We start from the raw sequence: 23,943 nt of genomic DNA, 5'->3' as shown, positions 1-23,943 counted from the left end.
ATTTGAATGCGTACATCCAAATCCTTCTATGCTAATCTATCAAAGATTACATTTTTTATTTTTAACCTTCAAAATGCAACGAAATGGCAAAACCTCTAGAAAATAATTTGTCTATTGTAGAAGAAAATGTAATATTTTCATCTCTAGCATGGATGTCCAAAACGCCATAAGAAAACTTAATTTCTGGTGACAAAATGAAATAAGGGAAAAATACTTGGAATCCAACTCCTAGTTCAATCGCTAAGTCACTTTGGTTTAATTTTAATAAATCTTCTGCTTTTCGAGAACGAGAATTAGACGCCAAATCAATGCTGTATTTTATTCCACCAACGACAAAAACACGGAAATCTTTATAAGGTTTTGATTTGTATCTAAAATGCACAGGAAACTCCAGAAAAACTGACTCTATTCGTTTTTCAACAATAGAATTATCCGTCATTACATATTGCAATTTTCGGTCTGCAAACGAAAGTGTTGGCAATAAAAAACGAAAATCAAAACGTTTTCCTAATTTGATATTTGCTACAATCCCTAAGTTGAACCCTGGTCCATAAAGCGAGTTAATAGTTTTGACAGAATCGTTGTTGATTAGTTGTAAATCTTTCTCTACTCGATACTTAGAAGCGTTAAAGCCCAACGTAATGCCAAAATAGTAGGATTTTTTAGAAAATTTATTGTCGTAATTAAAAGATCCTTTTTGGGCATTAGAAGCCAATGGAGCTGAAAAAAAAAGTAGTACAACTACAGCTATTTTGTAGCGGTATAAATTGAACAAATTCCTAATGAAAGCTTTTTGCATGTTGCGTTTTTTAATCCAATGTTAGTTAATAAATCTAGAAAGTCTTGCCCTTCAGGAAAGGCTTGAACAGATTCATAGAGATATCCATAGGCTTTTTTGTCTTTTGAAGTTATTTTTCCGATGAAAGGTAATATATATTTAAAATACATATTAAACAATTGCTTAAACGGGAACATAGTTGGTTTCGAAAACTCCAAAACTACTAATTTTGAGTTAGGTTGCAAAACTCGCACCATATCTCTTAAACCTGCTTCTACATTTGCAAAGTTACGGACACCAAAAGCAACGATTGCTGCATCAAAAGTATTGTCCTCAAATGGCAAATTCTCTGAATCTCCTTCTTGTAGAGTTATAACGTCATCTATACCTAGTTTTTGTATTTTTTTATTGCCGACTTCTAACATTTTAACAGAAATATCTATTCCTGTAATTTTATCAGGATTCAATTGGCGTTTTGCTTCAATTGCCAAATCTCCTGTTCCTGTTGCTACATCCAAAATATTTTTAGGGGCATCTTCTTGTAGAGTTGCAATTGCTTTTTTTCTCCAGCTTTTATCAATCCCTAATGACAAAAAATGATTTAGAAAGTCATAGTATTTCGCAATATTATTAAACATAGTCGATACTTGACCTTTCTTTTCGGCATTTTCTTCGTATGGTTTTACTTCTTCTGCTTTTACTTCTTTTACGCTCATAGTTTATTGATAATTATATTTTTGTGCAATAGATTCAAGGCATCTTATCAACCTATCCACAATTTAAACGAAACTAGCCCTTTCAGGTTCATATTTCTTGTTATCTTTGCAGGCACAAATTTACTACATTAATTATTAATAATCCATAAGGTATTGTGAATTCTTAAACTATATGTCTATCTAGATAGATTCTATACTAGAAAAAATATAAAACTTCCCGTTTATATAATAACGGTCATCACTTATATTGTGCAAGTTTTTTTGATAGATTTTTGGGTTTTAAACCAAAACTAACAACCTAAAGAACTAATTTTTAAATTATTAAAACAACTTGCATTGATTAAATAAAATGAATGCAAATAGTTAGCTACACTGCTATTATGTCGTATTCCCTACAGTCGTGCAGGTGTCAACTTAGTTAGCAAAAAAAAGAAGCACGTTCACATTAGACTGGCAATTATAAATTTATCTAAAATTCAGAAAAATGGAAATCTTTCATTCTAAATATATATCTAGTCATACTAAAATAGAACAATGCCCAACCGCAGATCGTCCAGAATATGCTTTTATTGGTCGCTCTAATGTTGGCAAATCGTCTTTAATTAATATGGTTTGCAACAACAAATCATTGGCTAAAATATCTGGTCAACCTGGAAAAACCCAAACCATCAACTACTACGATGTTGATGACACTTGGTATTTGGTTGATTTGCCCGGATATGGCTATGCACGTATTGCTCAACGCACTCGTCAAGTTTGGCGCGAAATGATCCATACTTACTTTACTTCTCGTCCGAACTTACAATGCGCTTTTTTATTGATTGATAGCTGTATTCCTCCACAAGAGAAAGATATTGAATTTGCCAACTGGATGGGAGAAAATCGAGTTCCTTTTGTCATTGTTTTTACCAAAAATGATAAAAAGAAATCGTCCAAAAACAAGAACTTCTTCCAAGAGTTCAAAAAAGCATTTCTAGAATATTGGAACGAAATGCCACAGACCTTTATTACTTCATCTAAGACAAAAATGGGTCGAGAACCTATTTTGGAGTTTATAGAAACCCTTAATGAGCAATATTATGACTACGAGGATACCCTAGAGGAGTAAGTACTTGTTTTATTATTCCCCCTACACAAATTTAAGACACCTATACACAAGTACGGTTGACTCCACTAAAATTAATACTTCGTGCGGCTTAGTTTTTAATTGATTCGCTTTTTTCAAAATAATGTTGTTAGACTATATACAATGCTGTTTAGCACACACATATAGCTATTGTTAAATATATTATCATTTTTTCACAAAATGAAAGTTAAAAGCGAACACACAAAACAACTTTTTGCATTGAGGTAATGTAAAATGATAGACAATTTTGAAAACCAACATCTCATACTCAGAAATATTTAAGCTATCCATTCCAATTATGATTGGATCGGCTGTTCAAAATTTAATTACACTTACCGATACTATTTTCTTAGGTCGAGTAGGCGAAATTGAATTAGGTGCCATTGGTTTGGTCGGTGTATTTTATCTAATGATTGCTTCCATTGGGTATAGTTTTTCCAAAGCAGGACAGATTATGATTGCTCGGAGAATGGGAGCACAAGAACTAGACAAAATTGCGCCCATCTATTATTCTATGCTAGCTTTTGCCCTTTCTTTGGCACTGTTGCTTTTTTTGTTTATGCAGTTCGGCGGAGATTATTTCTTTGCACTTTTTATCAATAACCAAGATATTTATACTGCTTGTATTGCTTATTTAGATTATCGCTCGGCTGGAATATTTTTTAGTTATGCGGGGGTCATTATTGTTGCCCTCTACACAGGAGTAGCGCGCACTCAGGTTATTATTTACAATGCTATTGTATTGGGACTCGCTAATATGTTTTTAAACTATGGTTTAATTTTTGGCAAGTGGGGTTTTCCTGAAATGGGTATTGCTGGTGCAGGACTAGCTAGTACCATTGCAGAAGGTCTGGCCTTTATTATTTTTATCGTTTATATCTTATTGGACAAAAAAAACAGAGCATACGGTATCTTTGGTCGTAAAGCATTGATCCGATATACTACTATTTTAGACGACAATACAGACGATTTACCACCACCACCGCCGAAAATCAACTTTCAAATTATCAAAGCTCAGCTCAAATTATCAATGCCTATTGTCTTGCAATCTGTTGTAGGAATGGGCAGTTGGTTTATTTTCTTTATTATTATAGAGGACATGGGAAAAACAGAATTAGCCATTTCTAATATCATGAGAGCTGTTTATTTGCTCTTTATGATTCCTTGTTGGGGGTTTGCTTCTAGCATTAATACATTAGCCTCTAATTTGATTGGGCAAAACAAGCTAGACGAAGTGTTTGAGGTAACCACTAAAACAGCTATTTTATCCTTTGGTGTGACCATGCTTTGTGCTGCTTCTATGCTTGTGGCACCAGAAGTAGTTCTTAGAGTAGGGACTGACAACGTCGATTTAATTCAAAAATCCATTCGTTTAACAGGAGTTTTGACCGCTATTTTAGCTTTGTTTTCTATTGGTGCCATTTATTTTAATGGCTTGGTAGGTACCGGGGCAACGAACCAAGCCCTATTCTTTCAAATTGGCTGTGTTATCTTTTATCTAGCTTATATTTATATTGTCGTTCATCTCTTAGGTTGTAGTTTAGAAACAGCTTGGATGGCAGAATTTTACTACTGGATTATCTCATTAGCGACATCTATTTGGTACCTTCGTTCTAAACGTTGGCAAAACATTAAAGTATAACTTTTTCGATCATTGCCATAAAGCAATCTAGCAGCAACAAGCCGTCTCTTTGCAATTCAATACTTGTCTAAAAAATACGTCCCCATGCTTAATTTTGTACTATCACTATTGCCAGGTATTCTGATTGTTTTGTTTATTTACCACAAAGACAAACACGAAAAAGAACCTTATCGCTACGTGTTTTTTTGTCTTTTGTTTGGGATGTTAAGTTGTATTCCTGCAATCATGGGGACACTTGCCGTTGAATATGCAATGGGCATACCTGCCCCTGCTCAATCTTTAGACTTGAGAGTAGTGGCATTTTATGCCTTCATAGCTGTTGGACTAAGTGAAGAATTGGCAAAATATATTTTTCTACGGTTATACATTTATCGCAAAGAAGAATTTGATGAGCCTATGGATGGAATTGTATATGCCGTAATTATTAGCATGGGATTTGCCATCTTAGAAAATGTGCTGTATGTCTATGAAGGGGGCTTGAATGTAGCTATTTTAAGAATGTTTACGGCTGTTCCTGGTCATGCTGCTTTTGGTGTCATCATGGGCTATTACATAGGGCTCGCAAAATTTCACCCAAGTCCTAGTCAATCATTTCGTTTGCATTTACAAGGCATCTTTTCTGCCGCTCTCGTTCATGGGGCTTATGACTTTTTCTTGTTCCAAAATAATTTTATTCTACTTTCTTTTTTAGCCTTTGCCATCTTGATTATAGGAATTTGGATGTCCAACCGACTTATTCATTTGCATTTGGAAAATTCTCCTCATAATGAAGAAAACAAGATCTAAAGTTGATCAACTTGCAACAATCTTTAATATAAGCCAAAGTTACTTTAAGGTCAAATAATAAGTCCATTTCATCGATACTTCTTGCTGAATGGTTAAATCCCTTTTAACATACAATTAACATAAAAATATTTACAAACCCTATACATAAACAACTAAAAAACAAACTAAAGCTCCAAAAGCAATAAATAGAAGCTCTTATACTTGCCTATTAAGCCTCTGAAAGTGTTTTTTTTTGTTAAAAAAAGTTCACCTCCCATATTTTTTACTACTTTTGTGCCGTTAAGCAATTAGTCCCCCTCTATTCAAGCTGTTTTGAATACGCCCTTAATTTTAAATTATACTTTATTCTCATTATTTAGTTAAATCTGCTTGGATGACAATGTTATAGCCTATTTTAGGTTAAAAACAAACCAACTCCTATAACGAATAATGCGTCTATATTCCTAAATGTTCAAATGAAACACTTTAGTAATTAATTAACTATAAATAAAAAATTTTAGCGTGTTTAGTAACCACAACTTCATTGCATTTCTTGCAGTAACATTGCTTTGTTTTTTCTCCTGTGAAAAAAAAGAAATTATTTACGATGTTCCTAGTTCTTACAACTTTGAAAACGTCAATTACGAAGGTCAAAACCAGCGCATTGAAATGCTTACTGAGTTTATGGCTTATGTCAAATCAGCGAGTAATGCGGGTATCTCAACTATCAGCAAAGCAACAATGCTGAACATGTATCAAAACACCAATGCTCCTTTTTCTAATCCAGCCCTCAATCAAGCTTCGACTCAACTAAAAAATAAGACACATCCTGAAGCACAGTTTTATGCAGAGGACTTAATTGAAGAATTAGAAATTGTTAGCCAAAACATGAATGTGGCAGCAAGTGTAGGCAACTCTGGTGTAATGGTTGATGCGGCTTCTGGTGGTCGCTATTTACTAAACGAAAATGGTGTAGAATTAGGGCAAGTTTTAGAAAAACTCTTGGTTGGTGCCACATTTTATTATCAAATCACTCAAGTTTATCTAGGTGAAAATAAAATTAACACTGACAACAAAGGTGTGATAGCAGGACGAGGTACTAATATGGAACACCACTGGGATGAAGCATTTGGCTATTTTGGAGTTCCAAAAGATTTTCCCTCTACAACAAGTGACTTGCTTTACTTAGGCAATTATTCGGATAAAACCAATAGTATTATCGGCTCTAACTCTAAAATCATGGATGAGTTTTTGAAAGGACGTGCTGCTATTTCGGCAAAAGATTATCCGACAAGAGATAGTGCTCGTGTTTCTTTGAAAAAATCTTTTGAAATCTTAATGGCTGCGACTAGTATTTCTTTCCTAAATGATGCCAAAGCCAATGTTTCTAGATTAGCACTTTATTATCATAATCTAAGCAAAGCTTATGGCAATATTATGGGGTTGAGGTATGGAGCTTATACCACCCTATCGGACGCAGAAATAGATCTAATATTAACTTATATAGGTGGCAGTCCTGATCCTTTAGATGCCGACTTTTATAATGCTTCAGGTCAAAACATAGATAAAGCTATTGATGCGATTGCCGATGCTTTCTCCGATCTAACAGCTGTAAAAAATAGCTTATAAATTCATTATTATTAATCTACCAATCTAGTAGGAATTGAATAGAAAATGTTCCCATCTTTTATTCAAAACTCAAAGTGTAAAAAACCATTCTTTTGTATTGGTTTCTTATCAGCCTATTCCTACAATAATAACAGAACTATTAAATTATGAAGGCGATTCATATAGTAATGCTTTTATTATTTTCCTATAATATTACATTTGCTTGGACTGAAATCAATGGCAATATACGTGGCTTAGTTAGCAATCTAGATTCTGGGAGACCTATTCGAGGGGCAACGCTTAAGCTCGTTTATTTTGAAGATAAAAAAGAGATTACTAAAACTTATTCACAAGACGCAGGAGAATTTATTTTTTCAAATATCAAGCCTGGTATCTATGATGTAGAATGCTCTGCTTTTGGTTTTAAAACAACCCGTTTGATAGGCTTACAAGTCAAGGAAGATCAAACCAAACTGGCTTACATCAAGCTAGTGAGAGGTCCTGCTGCTGAAATCAACGAAGTTTACTCCTATGCTTCAATTCAAGCACAACAAAAAATAGCTCTAGAAACTAGTTCTAGTATCAAAGAATCTATTGAGGATGCGCCAGCCACAGTATATATTGTGACTTCAGATGACATAGAAAGTCGTGGTTATACGGGGCTTAATGAGTTGCTCTTAGATGTTCCTGAATTTGAAATACAAGAACGTCATAGCAATCAATCCTATAATGCAATTTCTGCAAGGGGTATTTATGGCAATGAAAAAATATTGATCTTGATTAATGGTGTTCGATACAATAGTATGACAAACAACCAATATGCCATTACCGAAAACTATAATATTAGATATGCCAAGCGAGTTGAAATTATACTTGGTCCTGCGTCTGCCTTATACGGTGCCGATGCTTATATGGGAGTGATCAATATTATTACCAAAGAAGGCGACGCTGCCAAAGGCTTGTCATTGAGTAGTAGTTATGGTATGTACAACACCACCAACAATTCCTTTCAATTTGGTGTGGGCAACAAAGATGTCTCTTTTGCTATGTCTGGAGGGGCTTATTACTCAGATGGTGTTAATTTGAATGCACACTACCCTGAGGAGTTTTATTTTTACAATCAACAGTATTTGCAAAATGGAACCATTCTTAGTAGCCCAGTAGACCCTACAGGAGCAACACAAACCATTCCTATCAAACCCTTTGATTTGAGCCGTTTTTCTTATTTTGTGGAAGGAAATTTAAAATTCAAAGACTTTAATATTGGTATCTTTCACAACCAAGAACAACACAGCAGTTCAACAGGTGCTTTGCCATACTATTCTCCTTATTGGAAAGAAGCTCGATATGGAAGTTCTTTGACGAGTATTAATGCTCAACATACTTACAAGCCTAAAAAATCTAGAAAATGGACCTTAAAATCATTGCTTAATGCAACGTTTATGTTTACTCCTAATAATAGCAAAATCATCAATACTTTTTCTAATTATCAGGATGCTTATAATGTGGGTACCAATGCAGGAGTTCGACTATCTGAAACCTTTAATTACAAAATCAACGACCAACATCAGCTTGCCTTTGGTTTAACAGGACAATATTCAGCAGCACTTCCTAGAACAGGAGGTATTTCCCAACAACAAACTACCGTTTTCTTTCCTATGCGGACAGTAAATGCAGCTGACTTAGATATTTACTACCTAGGAACTAATGCAACTGATGTTGATGGAAACAGCCTAAAACTTTATCAAGAGCTATACTATATTCGTCGGACTATTTTAGGAGCATTTGGAGAATACAAGCTCAAACTGCACAAAAAACTTTTGCTTACTTTGGGAGCTAGATTCGATCAAGTTATTGACATTAGTGAATATGCACCGACTAAAGATCCTAATGCTTATAATTCGATCAATCCTAGACTTGGCATTGTCTACAAACCAATGAGCAATCTTAATATTAAGCTGTTTTATGGAGAAGGCTTTTTACAACCCTCTCCAGATCACAAATACGATCACTTTGGTGCCTTCTACCCTGTCGCGGACGAAAGTGGAGGGTACACACACATAGAGGGAGATGTTTGGAGAATTCCAAACGAACAACTAAAACCAGAAAAAGTACGTAGTTTTGAGTTATCAAGTAAATATGCCAAAGGTGATTTCTCTATTAGTTTAAACAGTTATTTCAACCTAATAGAAAATTCGATTATTTATGAGACGAATTTTATCAATCAAACGTTTAATGGCATTCCTGTCAAAGCTGCCGAGAAACCTGTTAATTCTACTAGCAATACCTTAAGCTATGGTTCTACATTGCGGGTTGATTATAGATATATTTTAGAAAGAAAAGAACGAGCAGAATTTAGAATACATGGTAGTTATAGCTATGCTGATGGCAATATAGAAGGCTTAGAACATTTGCCTTTTACAGCAAAACATACTGTTAAGGCTGGTTTGTTGTTTAAATTTTACAACTTTAGCCTTAATAACAGTTTGATTTATCGTTCTAGTACTTATAATGAAGGTTTTACAGATACTGAGGGTGAGTTTTTCCAAGTAGGAAATGCTTCTTTTGTTCTATGGAATTTGTTTTCTAAATATACGGTAGTCAAGAAAAGAAAATTCTCAATGGATATTTTTGTTAAGATCAACAATGTATTGAATAGCAAATATTATCATACTACAGACAATACTCCTATTTCCTTTGGAGCTTCGCCACAAGATCCCATTCGTTTCTCAGCTGGTTTGAGTATAAATATAGGGAAATAAGTTTTGCCAAAAAATATCCAAAAATAAGTCGCTGGTTGATTGACTAGCGACTTATTTTTTAGTTTAGCGCTTCTCTTTAAGCCTTAATTCAAAAATATCCTTTCTCCTATCCTTGAGATTTCGGACACTACCAAAACGGTTCAACTCTCTGAGCAAATCTAAGTCCACATCAGCAATTAAAATCATTTCTGTATTCGGAGTAGCCTCTGCTTTAATTCCATTAGTCGGAAAAGCAAAATCACAGGGTGTAAAGACCATAGATTGTGCAAATTGAATGTCCATATTATGAACATTAGGCAGATTTCCTACGCTTCCAGCAATTGCGACATAACATTCGTTCTCAATTGCTCTTGCCTGCGAACAATGCCGAACTCTCGAATAACTGTTTTGAGTATCTGTCAAAAAAGGCACAAACAAGATGTTCATTCCTTCATCAGCCAAAATACGTCCCAATTCTGGAAATTCTGAATCGTAGCAAATCAACACGCCAATTTTGCCACAATCGGTATCAAAAGCTTGTATCGTATTTCCGCCCTGCATGCCCCAAACCTTGGCTTCATCAGGGGTTACATGTATTTTTTCATAACGCTCAACGGTTCCATCTCTTCTACATAAATAACCTACATTATACAAAAGTCCGTCCTTCATTTCTGGCATGCTTCCAGAGATAATGTTAATATTACAAGAAATTGCCCATTCCGAAAACTTCTGTACAATCGCATCGGTATACTTGGCTAGCTCTCGAATGGCCACAGGTTCTGATAAATGATTGTTTCCCGCCATCAATGGGGCATTAAAAAACTCTGGAAATAGTACAAAATCAGCATGGTAAGCTGCTACAGCATCAATAAAGTATTTAGACTGTTGCAACAATTCGTCGAAAGTCCGATAAGGTCTCATCTGCCATTGTATCAATCCTAAACGAACAATTTTCTTTTTGATAGAAGCTGCCTTGTGGCTAGGCTGTTGATAATAGATATTGTCCCATTCTAGCAACACCGCAAATTCATTCGACGCTTTATCCCCCTCCAAATAACCACGCAAAATTTTGGACGGGTGAAAATCATTTGATATCTGAAAGTTCAAAACAGGATCGTTAATTTCTTTTCGTTTTACTTTATCAATATACTCCTTAGGTGTCAAATGAGCCGCATATTTGTGATAATTAGGAATTCTACCTCCAAAAGCAATTCCTTTTAGATTCAATTTCTCACAAAGCTCTTTCCGATAATCGTATAATCGTCTCCCCAAACGCAATCCTCGAAATTGTGGCTTAATAAAAACATCAATTCCATACAAAATATCTCCGTCATCAGTGTGGGTATCAAAACTATAATTTTGTGTAATTTCTCTGTAAGTATGAGTATCCGAACAGTCTTCGTAATTCACAATAATAGACAAGGCGCACCCTGCTAATTCGCCATTGATCTTAATAACAACTTGCCCCTCTGAGAATTTTTGAATTAAGGCATTAATCTGATATTTTTCCCAATAATTATCCTCCACCGAAGTATAAGCGGCTATCATTGCCTCTTTCAATTCTTGATAATCATCTAGACTCAAAAATTTCAATTCTATATTTTCTATATCTTGCATTCTTTTCTCTCTTTTAATTTTTGAAGACTGCTCTGTCAAGCATTACTTTACAAAACACGCTAAACTAACTATCAGACGCATAAACAAACCAACAGCGACCTTATGAACTCAGCTAAGTATTATGCTAATATAACTCAATTTCAAATCTCTGTTGCTTCGATACTCAAGATTTTTTTGCACTGTTAATTATAATAATTATTACAAATAATTTTTATAAGAATAATAGTTAGTTGTGCTGCTACTTTATTAAAAAAAGAGGTAAAAACAAGAATTGTTATGCCTTTTAATAATGTAATAAGGGAAAGTAGCGACAACAAGTACGTGCCCCTAAAAAAGTATTAGAGAATAATACGCTTACTTTTAAAAGGGGTAAGGTGTTCGAGATAAAAAATTAATGGATGAGCATTTTTCTTTTAAAAAAAAGAAATTTAAGCATCAAAAATAATAGAATCACATACAACAACAAGTGTTGAAATGGATACAAAATACCCTATTATTAAGATTAAACTACCATCGCTACTTCTACTAAAGTATGCCATTGGAGGAGGTTAAAATAATAGGCGCTCCATCTGTGATAAGAATGGTGTGTTCATGTTGCGTTACAAAACCTCCTTTATTTCCAACCAATGTCCAGCCATCTGCCATTTCTAAAGCATAATCAGAGCGAGTAGAAATAAATGTTTCGATAGCAACGACAGCATTTTTCTTAAATCGTTGACGATTAAAACGATCTCTATAATTTAAGATGTTTTCGGGTTTCTCGTGCAAGCTTCGACCAATTCCATGACCTGCTAAATTTTTAATCACTTTAAAACCTGCTTTTTTAGCATTGGTCTCCATTAAGTGCCCTATATCTGCTATTTTAACCCCACCTCTAATTTGTCGAATTGCTTTTAGTAAGGTGTCTTTGGAGGCATCTACCAAAGGTTGATGTTGGTGAATGTCTTTTCCCAAAACAAAAGAGCCTCCGTTATCTCCAAAAAAGCCATTGAGTTCTGCTGAAACATCAATATTAACCAAATCACCTTCTTTTAGTATTTTTGTAGCAGAAGGGATACCATGTGCAATTTCGTTGTTAACACTAATACATGTCCAACCAGGAAAACCATAGGTCACATAAGGCGCGGATTGAGCACCATATTTTTTTAGCAGTTCTCCACCAAAGTTATCAAGTTCTTTGGTTGACATTCCAGGTTTAGCAAAAGCCATCATTTTACTTAATGTCGTACCAACGACTTTACTAATTTCCTGCATTCCCACTAATTCTGATTCTTTTGTTATCGACATGATTGTAGCATTTATAGTTTGATCATTAACGTTTTCGTTGTTCTTTACGCATTCTCTTAGGACCATACCAAAGCCAGAAGCCTGTAATGGTAAACAATAGTAACGCTAATCCCATTATGGTTGTATAAAATAATTTGAACCACCCTTTAGAAACTCCTAAAGCAGCATCCACAATAGAGCCATCGTGAACATTTTCAATCCAATCAGAATGTCGCTTGCCTATATTTAATACGGTTCCTGTAGTGCCATCTAATTGAATTTCCCAATGATGTTCACTATAAACAAACTTCAACATTCCTTTGTTCTGTCGAATATCAATTCTGCTCAACTTATTTGAAAGCTTCGGATTGATAGAATCCTTTAAAATTTGAGTAGCAATTTCATTCAATTGATCAATTGGTTGCCAGTCTTTCAAGTTGGTCGATGTCCCTTTATAACTTTTTGGTAAAAGAACACCTGCGCTATGCTTTTTCCATCCCAAAAACACGCCTGTTATTGCTATTATAAAAAAAAAGACAAACAACAAAGCGCCTGTTAAACGATGTACTTTTCGAAAAGTACGTAAAGTTTGCGCCTGTTTTTTTCGTTGAAGGGTGGTCATAGTGAGCTGCAACTACTTTAATTTCTTTAATACCTTTTTAGGCAATATTTTTTCCAAAAGAGAAAGTAATCCTTCCTTTCGCTCCAACAATTTCCAGCCCTCATATTCAGGATTATTAATTAGATATGTAGCTCGATTTACTTGGATACTAAATGTACTATTTTCTGTATCTAAAGAAACATTCTTTTTTCCATAACTGCCCTCGAACAATATTTGCATCATTTTTAAGCCTTCCTCATCTTTTCCTTTTATAGTCATTTTCATCAAAAAAGAGTAATCAACTAATGCGTATTTTATTCCTTTCAGAAGCAAAACTTTAGAAATTTTTTCAATGGTATTATTTTCAAACTCTATCTGTATTGTCGTGTCTTGAGCTTGATTTTTTAAACTTTCTTCCAAAACACTTCGAGGCACAAGATCAAACAATTTAGGATATAGATAATCCATTGTTTTGACATAATCTTTGGCTTTGGCTACTGCCATATAATTTTCTATGGTTTCTCTTATAGAGTCTGCATCAGACTGCGCCCCAATAGTCGTATTAAATAAAAAAAGAATACCAATAAGTAGGTGTTTTTTCATGGTCATTTTAGTCTTAAACATTACTTCCTCGAAACTACACAATAGTACTAAAAACAAAGTACCCATGCGGTACCACATAGCAGCAGCGAACCGAGCTCACAAAATAAATTGCATTCATTATCAACAAGATCCCCCTTTCCAACCTTTACAATAAAAAAGTGCTTAATAAAAGCGAACATCTTCTTGAGTTTCTGGCGTATAAATATAAATTGGCAAGGTAATTCCAATTCTAAAGCCAATTAAAATATCAATTCTATTTTTGGTATCTTCTTGACGGGTATCAAAATTATACCCTCTCCTATTTTTAGTAAAGGCTTGCATAATATCAAAACCACCAAAGAAATTCAGTAAACGGTTTCTGTCCAAATGGCGATAACCAATGTATTGACGCATAGCAAAACCTGTTGTCATTCGATCATATCCTTTTTTGTATTCATCCGACAAGCCAAAAATATCACCACCTAGTACCTCTATACGCACCCAATGTTGCTGGTACCCCCCTTCAAATCGAACTTCTATTCCCGAACGTTTGTATTTTTTTAGAACAGGAATCAAATAACTAACACTACCTCCTAAAAAGAATCCGCGTTGTCCTAATTGAACATCGGACAACTGACCAAATCGGTCAATAATAAACCCTTCTTCTTCTCTCAAATTCGCAACTACATCTGTTTTAACATCGTCAATAAATTGAAAATCTCCTACCAAGCCAAACGCCAAGTTATTGGACAAGATATACTGTACTTTTCCTGCCAAAGAGAAATTGTACTTAAAATTCTCTGCCATATCTGCCAATGGCAAGTGGATTCCGTAAGAAAAATCAATTAAAAAGCCACTTGGTGGCTTTGCATTTTCATCAAAAATCTTTTGTTCTATTCTTCGTCTTTTCTGTTGAGCCCATATATCATTGGCTTGTCCTAATAAAACGAGCAAAATCACTAAGCTAAATAAACTGCGCATACGGTTGTTGTTTAATCATTTGTAATGTTGTTAGAGCAGTTGGGGAACGTTATTTTGTAATCTATACCTAAGTACACTATTAATTAAAGATGCACGAAAAGGTCAAAAAGGTTGTTTTCAAGCAAAATTATTACCAAACAAAGCGAACAACTTGTTCTATGTCTGGGTGCAAGCTTTGCGCTACTGGACAACTTTTAGCTGCTGCCTCTAGTACTTCTTGAAAATTTTCTTCTATCCCCACTTTAGGCATTGTTACAGTAACTTCTATTTTCGAAATTCTTCTTGGGTTAGAAGCCATTGTTTTGGTTATTTCGGCTGTTGCACCTTGTATATTAATATTTTTTTTACTGGCACGAATCCCCATAATGGTTAGCATACAGGTAGCTAATGCTGTTGCTACAGTATCTGTTGGAGAAAATGCTTGCCCTTTTCCATTATTATCCGTAGGAGCATCTGTAATCATAATTTCGCCTGATTTCAGATGGGTTGCTTCTACTCTCAATTCTCCTAAATAAATTGCTTTTGATGTCATTCTTATTATTATTATTTGAAATGCCTAATTTGAATAAATCATTACTCCGTAAAAAACCATATCAATTTGATTATCAAAAAACACACCTTCCCCTTACCTTAAAAAAAACTGATAATAAACCATACAGAACTCACAAAGTATTAATAATACAATCACCTATTACTTCGTGGTTTCAACGACCACATAGTAGCAGCGCAGCCAACTATTGCTATTTTAAATCGAAAAGGTTATTGACGCCAATCGTTCGAGCAACAGTGAATCCCTCTCCGTACAAGAAACCAGCAGGACGACCATACATAGCATTTTTACCTTTGATAAATTCTAAGAAACTCTTTCCTGAAATAGGTGTATCAGGCTCCTTAGATTCTGGATCGTAAAACTGTGATTTATATGCTTGAATCACTTCCATTTTTTGATCTATGTAAGGGCTTATATCCACAACAAAATCAGGCGTTAAATTATGATCTTGGATGTAGTGATAAACTGCTTTGGGTCTCCAAGCCTCTTGTGGTTTATCTTCCCATTCTGTTTCAATTCGGCGCAAACCTGCATAAAAACAGGCATCCGCTGTTAATTTAGCGGCACGACCATGGTCTGGATGGCGATCAGAGACCGCATTAGCCAAGACAATTTCAGGGCGCATCAAACGAATAATTTCAACAATTTTGAGCATGTTTTCTTTCGTGTATTGAAAAAAGCCATCTGCCATTTCTAAATTTCCTCGCACGGCTGCTCCTATTAATTTAGACGCTATTGCGGCCTCTTTCAAACGAATTTCAGCACTTCCTCTTGTCCCTAACTCTCCACACGTAAGATCCAATAATCCGACAGTTTTTCCCATTGCAATATGATGCAGTAAAGTTCCGCAACAAGAGAGTTCAATATCATCAGGATGCACTCCAATTGCCAAGATATCTATTTTCATTGTTTGTTCTTTTCTTTGTAGTGAATCTAACTTTTGCTACTTGACCAATGAAGCTTTTTTGAACCTCCATTAGCAAGGTAGACCCGCTAATTTAGTATTTTATAATTTTATGTTGAGCCATGACATTGCCTTGCTCATCTCTTAATGTTAAAATATACAAACCAGATTGCCAACTACCTACATTCAGTTGTCTTTCAAAGTTTGAACCGTGTATTTCTTGTCCAACGGCATTGTGAATATACAATTGATAATCTTCAGCTACTTCATAATTTGTCAACTCTAAATTTAGGATATTATCTGTTGGATTAGGATATACCCTTAGTTCGTTTTCGATTACCTCCACTTCATCTACTGCAATTGTAGAAAAATTAGGATCTATAGAAACTAGAGGGCGGATCATAACCGAGCCACTTACAGTCGATTGAGACCAAGTAGTGCCAACACCAACCCACGTTTTTTCTTTTGTATCGGTGCTTCTATCAAAACCAACAGGAACTTCTGTACCAAACGATTGTTGCCAACCAACATAGAAAGTTTGCCCTGCTGCTAAATCAATAGGAGTCGCATTGCCTAAAAAATCGACTAAATCTACAAAATAAAAGCCATTAAAACCATATCTATACTGCAACTTGTGCAAATCTCTTGAAAACACTTCAGAGTCATCAGACAAACTATCCACCCAAACTTTGATATTAATCAAATGGTTTTGAGAATCTTCGATAAAATAAGGCATATGAAAATAAATCCCCCTCAATTTATCTGCTTGTTCTGCTTTATATTCTACTGCAATCTTTGTCCCTAAATTTTGTGCAACAATACGGGTTTCTGCGGTTCCATCGTCATAAGCAAAATAGTTGTCTAACACTGTTCTTCGTTTAACCGTATCGTTGGCTTCAAATATAGGATTACTTTGAAAACCAGATGGATTCAAAATAACATATGTTGTCTCTAAAGTTGTTTTTTCTGTCGGATTAAGCGTATTGTGCGTCCCAACAATGGTATGTGTCAAACTATCATCAGTGTTTGGGCTTGGAGCATACGCCCCAACAGCAGGAATTCCTTCTGTTAAGATTGACGTTGTATTGGGAAGTATTTCTTCGATGGTGCAGCTCCTATCCAAAGTGGCAATTTGACTGTGATTTCTATTATAATTTTGAATTGTCAATTCGGTTGCCCAACAAGTAGCCCCATCAAAATGGGTCCAAGGCATGGCCATCAACTTGTCTTTTAGTGGTGTCGTTGGGCGATGTGTAAACGCAACATCAGCATAACTACCATAGGTTGGGTGCAAGGTATCGGCATTGTTAGAACGATTTTCATCCAACATGACATAATCCAAGTGCCAGTGGTCGTTGCTTCCTGTAACACTTGCTAAATTTCTAAACCGAAACTGAAATCCATTGTACAAATAATACCCACTATCAATAGCAATATATTTTTGCTCAAAGGGCAGAATTGTTTGTGAAGAAACAGAGTTGTCAATTCCTGCTTCTGACCAAACCTTTACCCAAGTATTGCTAGTATCTTTAAATTCTAAAATAAAAGAATCTTGTACCTCTGGACGGTCTCCTAGTCCTTGTTTTTGATAAAAGAAGCTTAGATAGATCGCATCTGAAGCCGTTTTGCCACTCAAATCTAAGTGCTGAGAGGTTAAAGTATCGGCTGGGGTTCCTAACGACACATTTCCTTGGATATTATAAGGGGAGCCATCTGGAGATAATCCATCAAAAGTAGCAACTCCTACAGAAGGAGGATTCGAAGCCATGTCTCCATTAATAAAAACATGGTTGTCTTGCCAATTCGAGCAACTTGGATAGATATTGCCTATCGGTGCAGCAAAATCGTCAAAAAATGGTAGTCCTAAAGTATCGTTTGGACAAAGTTGATTGTTTCTTGAATTGGGTCGAGGGTTATCTTCTAGGTATTTTACAATAACAGGATTATTCTCTAACGGTACTTGAATCAAGTTTTGGGCATTGCTACTATACCCGCATAAAACCAAAAGGCTACCCATAGATAGCCTGAAAAGCGCTTTCAGAATGGTCATAAATTTTTGTTCTATTTTTGAATTAGTAGTTCGTTGATTTTTTACTTTTTTACCAAAAAGATAAAAAAGCACATTTATATTAGTTTGATAATCAAAATTTTAACATAAAACGCAATAAAAATCGCAACTTACTGATTATCAAACTAATAAAGTTTAGCTGCGCTGCTACTGCGTGGTTTCAATGAACTATTGTGAATATTAGTAGTTCGTTAATTACTTCATGCAATCGCAGGTTTAGTTAGCGACGCTGCTACTATGTAGTTTTAACGAACTATTGTGAATATTATAGCCTACCAATTAACCCGCTATACTTGTACGGTTAGGTTGTGTTTTAGTAAACTAATGTGAATAGTAATACTCCTATTGAAGTTAGTAGAATATCTGCTTATTATGAACTTCCTCATTGAGTTCGCCAAATTTACAAAGAAGTTCGCCAAAAAAAAACTTGAAGCATTATTCTCTACTAGCAAGGATTGTTTTTTACCTTACAAACGAGAAGATGCTTCAAGTTGTATAGCTGAAGTAGCTACTTTAAGACTTTTTTTAGCAAAATTGAGTCATTCAAGTTGCTTGAAGTCCTCAATTTGATTTTTTTGTGGCTCTTATTTGTTATCCTGCAATGCAAATACCTTTTTCAACAGGTCTGTTACTCGTTTTACAGGATCTTTTCGGATAAGCTTTTCTTCTTTCTCAATCATTAAGAAAACGCCATCCATTGCTTTGTTGGTAACATAATCATCCAAATCAGGATTAATTTTTTCTACAAAAGGAATTCTATTGTAATTGGTCATAACAGTTGACCAAGCATCTGAAGCTCCCACTTGATTTAATGATTTTTGAATCACAGGATTAAACGAAGAAAACAGTGCCGAAGAAGTTGTTTTTCTCAAGTAGTTGGTACAAGCATTATCCGTTCCCATCAAGATATCCATTGCATCTGTTACGGTCATTTTTGTGATTGCATTGATAAAAATATCTTTGGCTCCAGAAGCAGCATCTTCTGCGGCTCGATTAATTTTTTCTATAGCAACATCTACCAATTGTCCTGCGCCTACATCACGCAGCGTTTTTTCTACTTTTTGAGCCTCAGGTGGAAACAATACTTTAACAGCAGCATTTTTGAAAAAACCATCTTTAACAGCCAACACGTTGACTCCTTTTGAAGTTCCTTGTATCAAGGCTTGTTTTAAGCCTGAAATAATCTGATCATTGCTCAAGCCCTTCCCCCCACTAGAAGAACTTCCAAGTGTAGAATTAGCAATATCTTGAAGCGTGTCACAATTAGATAAAGAGAATATGGATAAAAAACAAAACATCCAAATAGTAATTCTTTTCATTATTCCTTGTCTATTATAGGTTATTAAATTTGTTCTTTGAAATCTCTGTCTAAAATTTCATTCTCATTTTAGACAGTTTTTTTGGAACTTGTATGTTTTACTAAAATAATAATACTTAGTTGCGAGTGTTACTATGATTTTCTAACAAAGTAATACTAAAAGCAAGCCAAACTTAATCTTCTCTACTTTTAATAAAGTGTGGCAATAAACAATTTCGGCAAATATTGGGACCAAAATTACGGGTTAAAGTAGCTCTTGTTTCTGGATATACTTGTCCGTATTTTGTCCAACAATCACCTCTCGCATGAGAAAGAAATGGACGAGAACACTTATTGCACTTAACCACATAGCTTTCTTCTATTTCTATAAATGCGCGTTGTACACTAGCTCCTAAAGGGGGATTTTTCTTGGTTACCCGTATTTTTAGAGCTTGTACCGTTGTGCAAATTCCAATTATTTTATTGATAATGCGCCTTGCTATTGTTTCTAATAACTTAGATTTTTTTTGCATTTCTACTTTTACGATACGATAGATGGTCTCATAATTAATCGTTACATCCAAAGCATCGCCTGCTGCTGCTGCCTCAAAATCTGTTTCTAAATAAACATCAATAATATAATCCCCCCCTATTAATTGCTCCTCTGGATAAAATCCATGGTAAGCATAAAACTCCATTCCTTCTAATGCTATTAATCCCATAATCCCATAGTTATAGTTATTTTCAATAGTAGTTAGCTTTGTTACTCCCTACGGTCGTGAGCTCGCATAGCTCGGTTCGCTGCTACTTCGTAGCCGTTGATTACCTACTAAAAATCAAGCCAATACGTTTTTACAACGAAGTAATGTAAAACAGCAAATCACTCTACAAATCTGGTAATCTATTTCAATTTATCATCAATATAAGTCAATACTTTATTCATCAAATGAACTCGATCTTTGCCCCTTACATTATGTGGGTGCATTGGATAAGGAAAGAAATCCATCAAAATGCCATTATCAACAAAAGCTTTGACCAAACTCAAATTATGCTGCATTACAACAACATCATCTACCGTTCCATGAATAAGCAATAAATCTCCTTTTAAGTTTTGTACATGATTCTTTAGTTGTGTTTCTTTGTACCCTTCAGGATTTTCTTTGGGCATATCCATATAACGCTCTCCATACATTACCTCATAATAATTCCAATCCGTAACAGGTCCACCAGCAACTCCTACTTTAAAGACATCTGGATGCTTTAACATCAGGGAAGTTGTCATAAAACCACCATACGACCAACCATGCACCGCCATTCTATCCGTATCAGCATAAGCCAAAGATTTTAGATAGTCGACTCCGACCAACTGATCTTCCATTTCATGCTTGCTCAACTGTCTGTGAATGACATTTTCAAATTCTAACCCTCTATTGGCTGATCCTCTATTGTCCAAGGTAAATACCAAATACCCCTTGTTAGCCGCATAATACATCCATAGTCGAGCATTCCCCAGCCAACTATTGGTCACCATTTGAGCATGAGGTCCTCCATAAACATAGACAATAACAGGATATTTTTTAGATGGATCAAAATTAGCTGGTTTTATCAAACGTGCTTGCAATGGTGTGCCATCTTTCGCTTTAAGACTAACCAATTCTGGGCTAGATATTTGATAATCTTTATAAGGATTTTCAGCTGTATGCAAGGTATTTTTTACTTTTCCTTTTAAAGTAACAATACGTGTTACATGAGGTGTTTTAATATCAGAATAATCATCTATTAAATATTTTCCAGAGCTACTCAAAGAAAAGCTATGCACACCATCTTCTTTGACCAAACGCTTAGAAGGCTTTCCACCTTCCAATGGCGCACAATAAACAGTTGTATTCAAGCCACTTTCGTCCGTGCCTTGCACCAAAATCATTTTTTTAGTATCATCCAAACCCAACACTTTTAACGTTACCCATTTGCCTTTGGTCACTTGTCCTAGGTATTTCCCTTCTGTATTATAACGATGCAAATGCATAAAGCCATCTCTTTCTGACCACCACAAAAATTCTTTGTTATTGCCAGGAATAAACCAAACTGGATGCTCTGGTTCTACGTATTTATCATGTTTTTCTTCAAAAAGTGTTTTAACTAAATTACCTGTTTTGACATCATATTGATTTAACCAAACGTGATTTTGTTCTCTATTAACAACAGCTACGTAAACATACTTATTCTCAGGTCCCCATCCCAAATTGGTCAAATATTGATCTTTAGGACCATCTACTTTTAGATAAATTGTTTTTTTAGTCGCTACATTAAAAATTCCAACTCGAGCATACTCGCTTTTTTGCCCCGCCATAGGATATTTAATTGTTTTTAAAGCTCCTGGTGTTGTTGTAATATCTAGTAGAGGATAATCTGCTACATCTGTTTCATCTTTTTGATAAAAAGCCAAGTGCGACCCATCAGGAGACCAAAAGGTACCTTTCCCAATTCCAAATTCGTATCGAGCAATCGCTTGACCACTAACAATATTAGGATCTTCAAAAGCAGTTACTTCCAATTCACCTCCATTTTTATCTTGAACATATAAATTATGCGCTTTGGTATAGGCTATATTTTGAGATTTTTTATGATAATCAATGTTGGCTTCTTTCGGCATACGGACGACTAATTTTCGACTAATATTGTCCCCTTCTAATGCCATCCAAAATCGTTGTCCTCCATAAACAAAACTAAACTCTTGCTCACTCTCCCATTGAATAAAAGGCATTCTAGATAGTTCTTCACCAAAAGCCTTATTTAGCGCTTTCAAATCAAACAGTTCCTGAGCTGTCTTAGCTCCTACTTTTTGCATCATAATCTGCTTGCTATCCTTAGAGTGGAATGTAACAACATCTTGTCCTTTTCTCCATGTCAAATTAGCAACACGTGTCGGATAAAACTGTCTCCACTGCCCCAAAACAGCATCTTCCAAAGTCAATTCTTTGTCTTGTGCCGTTATTCCTAAAGACACACCTAGTAAAATGATTAATACGATTAGTTTCATGCTAATATTTTCAAATTAGTACTCCAAAAAATCTTAATTTTACAACTTGGGAACAAAAATACACTCCTAACAATGAAACTGTTTATGAAGTTGATTTTTTATCTGTTACTTATTGCTTTCCAATTATCTTTGGAGTATTGTTCATATGTAATTAGTTAAATAATATTCTACCTGCGACTTGATTCTGTCCTCCTAAAAGCTAAAGATACAATAAACCACAAAACATCCTATATTTTAAGTCCTTCTCCTATTTTTACCTTTCATTTTTTATGAACACAATAAAGGTTATTTAAGTAAATTTTGTATGAGCAATAAAAATGACCGTTAACGGAGATTAGACAATGATTTCTGCGCAGCTTTGCGTCCGAACTAGCTTGGCGAAGCATGCAAGCTAGTTCAGCAAACAAGCAGCAAAAATCATCTAATCGTAGTGTTGGGTCTTGATTTTGCTTCTTTTATCAAGAAAAGAAGGACAGAGGAGTAAACTATTCCCTACTGTTAAAAACCAAAAGATATAGTAACTATTCCCATAACTTTTTACATGCATAACCTTTAATAGTTAGCTTAGTTCCTCCCTGCGATCATGAGCCAGCAAGCTGGGTTTCTTACTCCCTATGGTCGTGAGCTCGCTATGCTCGGTTCGCTGCTACTAATGAATAAATAATGGAATAATATTAATAGAATAGATGATACATGATCTCCTTTTGAGAAGGATTTTCTATTTTACTAAAAAAAACACAGCTATTTGTACTAAATAATAATTTGTTAAAGCCACACCATAACAACAAAATGAAAAACTTATCCCTTAAAAATATTGATTTAATCCCCCCTCCTATAGTATTAAAAAAACGGTGTCAATCTATTGCCGTACTTGAAGCTATTATTTGCCAAGAGTGGGAATATAGGTATTATTCTTACAATAAAAACTGGGACAAAGAAGCGGCTTGTTGCCAAATGAGAAATGGCTCTGGTGATGAGATGCTCATTTTATTTCAACAAAATGGAGCGATTATAAATGGTTTTACCCATGAAAGTCCAGTACAAGATAAAGGAAAAATAACTCAAAACCTCCCTAACGAATTTCATGAATTTATGTTTACAGAACCCGTCAAAAGTATTGGTACGACTTTTTGTATTTGGAATATTCCCTCTAACAGCAAATGGACAAGCGGCATTCACCTAGACAATACGCTTCATGAGGTGGTTTGCCGTGATTCGGAAAGCTTACTTCAATTATTAGATGGAAATCCTGAAACATTTCACCAATGGGCAATGGAATATTATGAATTAGTCAGTTTGAATCTCAATGCAATTCAAGCAATTTATCAACATGCTCCTATTACGAACTCTTTAATCAACCAACTTACCTCCCAAGGTATTGACTTTAAAACATTAAAAGAAGACTTAAACGAAATTGGTTACAGCTACATACTATAAGCCCCATCAACGATTAAACATCGTCTTCTCCATAAATTTCTTTCACACGTCCGACTTCTCCTGTATCTAGGCGCACCTTTATTCCATGAGGGTGAAATTGGCTTTTTGTCAAAATGTTTTTCACATAGCCCTCCGTTAAAACACCTGAAACTTGGTCTTTTTTGAGCACAATAGCCACTTCCATTCCAGATTTTATATCTGACCGATTTCTTCCATCCATTTTC

Annotated in this window: 20 protein-coding genes; 6 read left to right on the top strand and 14 right to left on the bottom strand. The window is 35.1% G+C overall.

Annotation, left to right across the window (positions count from 1 at the left end; all coding sequences use genetic code 11):
* Positions 1-61: 61 nt before the first annotated feature.
* Positions 62-799: a porin family protein gene (locus tag CG11_RS23505; protein ID WP_081909636.1), complete on the bottom strand. Its 738-nt coding sequence runs from the start codon at positions 797-799 to the stop codon at positions 62-64.
* Positions 748-1,494 carry a bifunctional demethylmenaquinone methyltransferase/2-methoxy-6-polyprenyl-1,4-benzoquinol methylase UbiE gene (gene ubiE, locus CG11_RS23500; RefSeq protein ID WP_052599302.1) on the bottom strand — a complete coding sequence of 249 codons (747 nt, stop codon included), beginning with the start codon at positions 1,492-1,494 and terminating at the stop codon, positions 748-750. Before ubiE ends, CG11_RS23505 begins: the two co-directional genes overlap by 52 nt.
* A gap of 484 nt (positions 1,495-1,978) precedes the next feature.
* Here ubiE and yihA point away from each other — a divergent pair, with 484 nt between their 5' ends.
* The 5 genes from yihA (at position 1,979) to CG11_RS23475 (ending at position 9,397) form a co-directional block, all read left to right on the top strand.
* Positions 1,979-2,602 (top strand): ribosome biogenesis GTP-binding protein YihA/YsxC, encoded by a 624-nt coding sequence (yihA, locus tag CG11_RS23495; protein WP_052599301.1) that lies wholly within the window; start codon positions 1,979-1,981, stop codon positions 2,600-2,602.
* Positions 2,603-2,867: 265 nt separating this feature from the next.
* Complete coding sequence (locus CG11_RS23490) at positions 2,868-4,262, top strand: MATE family efflux transporter (protein ID WP_231512831.1); 1,395 nt, start codon at positions 2,868-2,870, stop codon at positions 4,260-4,262.
* An 84-nt stretch (positions 4,263-4,346) separates the two neighbouring features.
* The gene (locus CG11_RS23485; RefSeq protein WP_052599300.1) at positions 4,347-5,048 is read left to right on the top strand and encodes a PrsW family intramembrane metalloprotease; all 702 of its coding nucleotides are present in this window, start codon (positions 4,347-4,349) and stop codon (positions 5,046-5,048) included.
* Between the two features lie 501 nt (positions 5,049-5,549).
* The gene (locus CG11_RS23480) at positions 5,550-6,656 is read left to right on the top strand and encodes a DUF4856 domain-containing protein (protein ID WP_052599299.1); all 1,107 of its coding nucleotides are present in this window, start codon (positions 5,550-5,552) and stop codon (positions 6,654-6,656) included.
* A 146-nt stretch (positions 6,657-6,802) separates the two neighbouring features.
* Positions 6,803-9,397: a TonB-dependent receptor gene (locus CG11_RS23475; RefSeq protein ID WP_052599298.1), complete on the top strand. Its 2,595-nt coding sequence runs from the start codon at positions 6,803-6,805 to the stop codon at positions 9,395-9,397.
* A 63-nt stretch (positions 9,398-9,460) separates the two neighbouring features.
* Here the strand turns inward: CG11_RS23475 and CG11_RS23470 are convergent, their stop codons facing one another.
* The 11 genes from CG11_RS23470 to CG11_RS23420 form a co-directional block, all read right to left on the bottom strand.
* A complete protein-coding gene (locus tag CG11_RS23470; protein ID WP_052599297.1) occupies positions 9,461-10,993 on the bottom strand; it encodes a carbon-nitrogen hydrolase family protein in 1,533 nt (510 codons plus the stop codon).
* 525 nt (positions 10,994-11,518) lie between these two features.
* Positions 11,519-12,280, bottom strand: coding sequence for a type I methionyl aminopeptidase (gene map, locus CG11_RS23465; RefSeq protein WP_052599296.1), 762 nt, complete (start codon positions 12,278-12,280; stop codon positions 11,519-11,521).
* 25 nt (positions 12,281-12,305) lie between these two features.
* On the bottom strand, positions 12,306-12,881 hold the full coding sequence (locus tag CG11_RS23460) for a PepSY-associated TM helix domain-containing protein (RefSeq protein ID WP_052599295.1): 576 nt from the start codon (positions 12,879-12,881) through the stop codon (positions 12,306-12,308).
* Between the two features lie 12 nt (positions 12,882-12,893).
* Positions 12,894-13,463, bottom strand: a complete 570-nt coding sequence (locus tag CG11_RS23455) for a hypothetical protein (protein ID WP_156039874.1) — start codon at positions 13,461-13,463, stop codon at positions 12,894-12,896.
* Between the two features lie 162 nt (positions 13,464-13,625).
* On the bottom strand, positions 13,626-14,423 hold the full coding sequence (locus tag CG11_RS23450) for a hypothetical protein (RefSeq protein WP_052599293.1): 798 nt from the start codon (positions 14,421-14,423) through the stop codon (positions 13,626-13,628).
* A 130-nt stretch (positions 14,424-14,553) separates the two neighbouring features.
* The gene (locus CG11_RS23445) at positions 14,554-14,955 is read right to left on the bottom strand and encodes an OsmC family protein (protein ID WP_052599292.1); all 402 of its coding nucleotides are present in this window, start codon (positions 14,953-14,955) and stop codon (positions 14,554-14,556) included.
* Positions 14,956-15,163: 208 nt separating this feature from the next.
* Positions 15,164-15,880, bottom strand: coding sequence for a bacillithiol biosynthesis deacetylase BshB1 (gene bshB1, locus CG11_RS23440; RefSeq protein WP_052599291.1), 717 nt, complete (start codon positions 15,878-15,880; stop codon positions 15,164-15,166).
* A 91-nt stretch (positions 15,881-15,971) separates the two neighbouring features.
* Positions 15,972-17,927: a T9SS type A sorting domain-containing protein gene (locus tag CG11_RS23435; RefSeq protein WP_063833202.1), complete on the bottom strand. Its 1,956-nt coding sequence runs from the start codon at positions 17,925-17,927 to the stop codon at positions 15,972-15,974.
* A 602-nt stretch (positions 17,928-18,529) separates the two neighbouring features.
* Entirely contained in the window at positions 18,530-19,264 is a 735-nt protein-coding gene (locus CG11_RS23430; RefSeq protein ID WP_052599289.1) for a DUF4197 domain-containing protein, read from the bottom strand.
* A gap of 172 nt (positions 19,265-19,436) precedes the next feature.
* The gene (gene folB, locus CG11_RS23425) at positions 19,437-19,964 is read right to left on the bottom strand and encodes a dihydroneopterin aldolase (RefSeq protein WP_052599288.1); all 528 of its coding nucleotides are present in this window, start codon (positions 19,962-19,964) and stop codon (positions 19,437-19,439) included.
* A gap of 179 nt (positions 19,965-20,143) precedes the next feature.
* Positions 20,144-22,282 (bottom strand): DPP IV N-terminal domain-containing protein, encoded by a 2,139-nt coding sequence (locus CG11_RS23420; protein ID WP_052599287.1) that lies wholly within the window; start codon positions 22,280-22,282, stop codon positions 20,144-20,146.
* 789 nt (positions 22,283-23,071) lie between these two features.
* On the opposite strand from CG11_RS23420, the gene CG11_RS23415 reads away from it, so the two are divergent.
* Positions 23,072-23,719, top strand: a complete 648-nt coding sequence (locus CG11_RS23415; RefSeq protein WP_052599286.1) for a hypothetical protein — start codon at positions 23,072-23,074, stop codon at positions 23,717-23,719.
* Positions 23,720-23,732: 13 nt separating this feature from the next.
* Here CG11_RS23415 and CG11_RS23410 read toward each other — a convergent pair whose 3' ends face one another.
* Positions 23,733-23,939: a YwbE family protein gene (locus CG11_RS23410; protein ID WP_052599285.1), complete on the bottom strand. Its 207-nt coding sequence runs from the start codon at positions 23,937-23,939 to the stop codon at positions 23,733-23,735.
* Positions 23,940-23,943: the final 4 nt, after the last annotated feature.

It is taken from the genome of Aureispira sp. CCB-QB1 (assembly GCF_000724545.1).
GTDB lineage: Bacteria > Bacteroidota > Bacteroidia > Chitinophagales > Saprospiraceae > Aureispira.
This window is presented reverse-complemented; position numbering and strand designations above follow the sequence as displayed.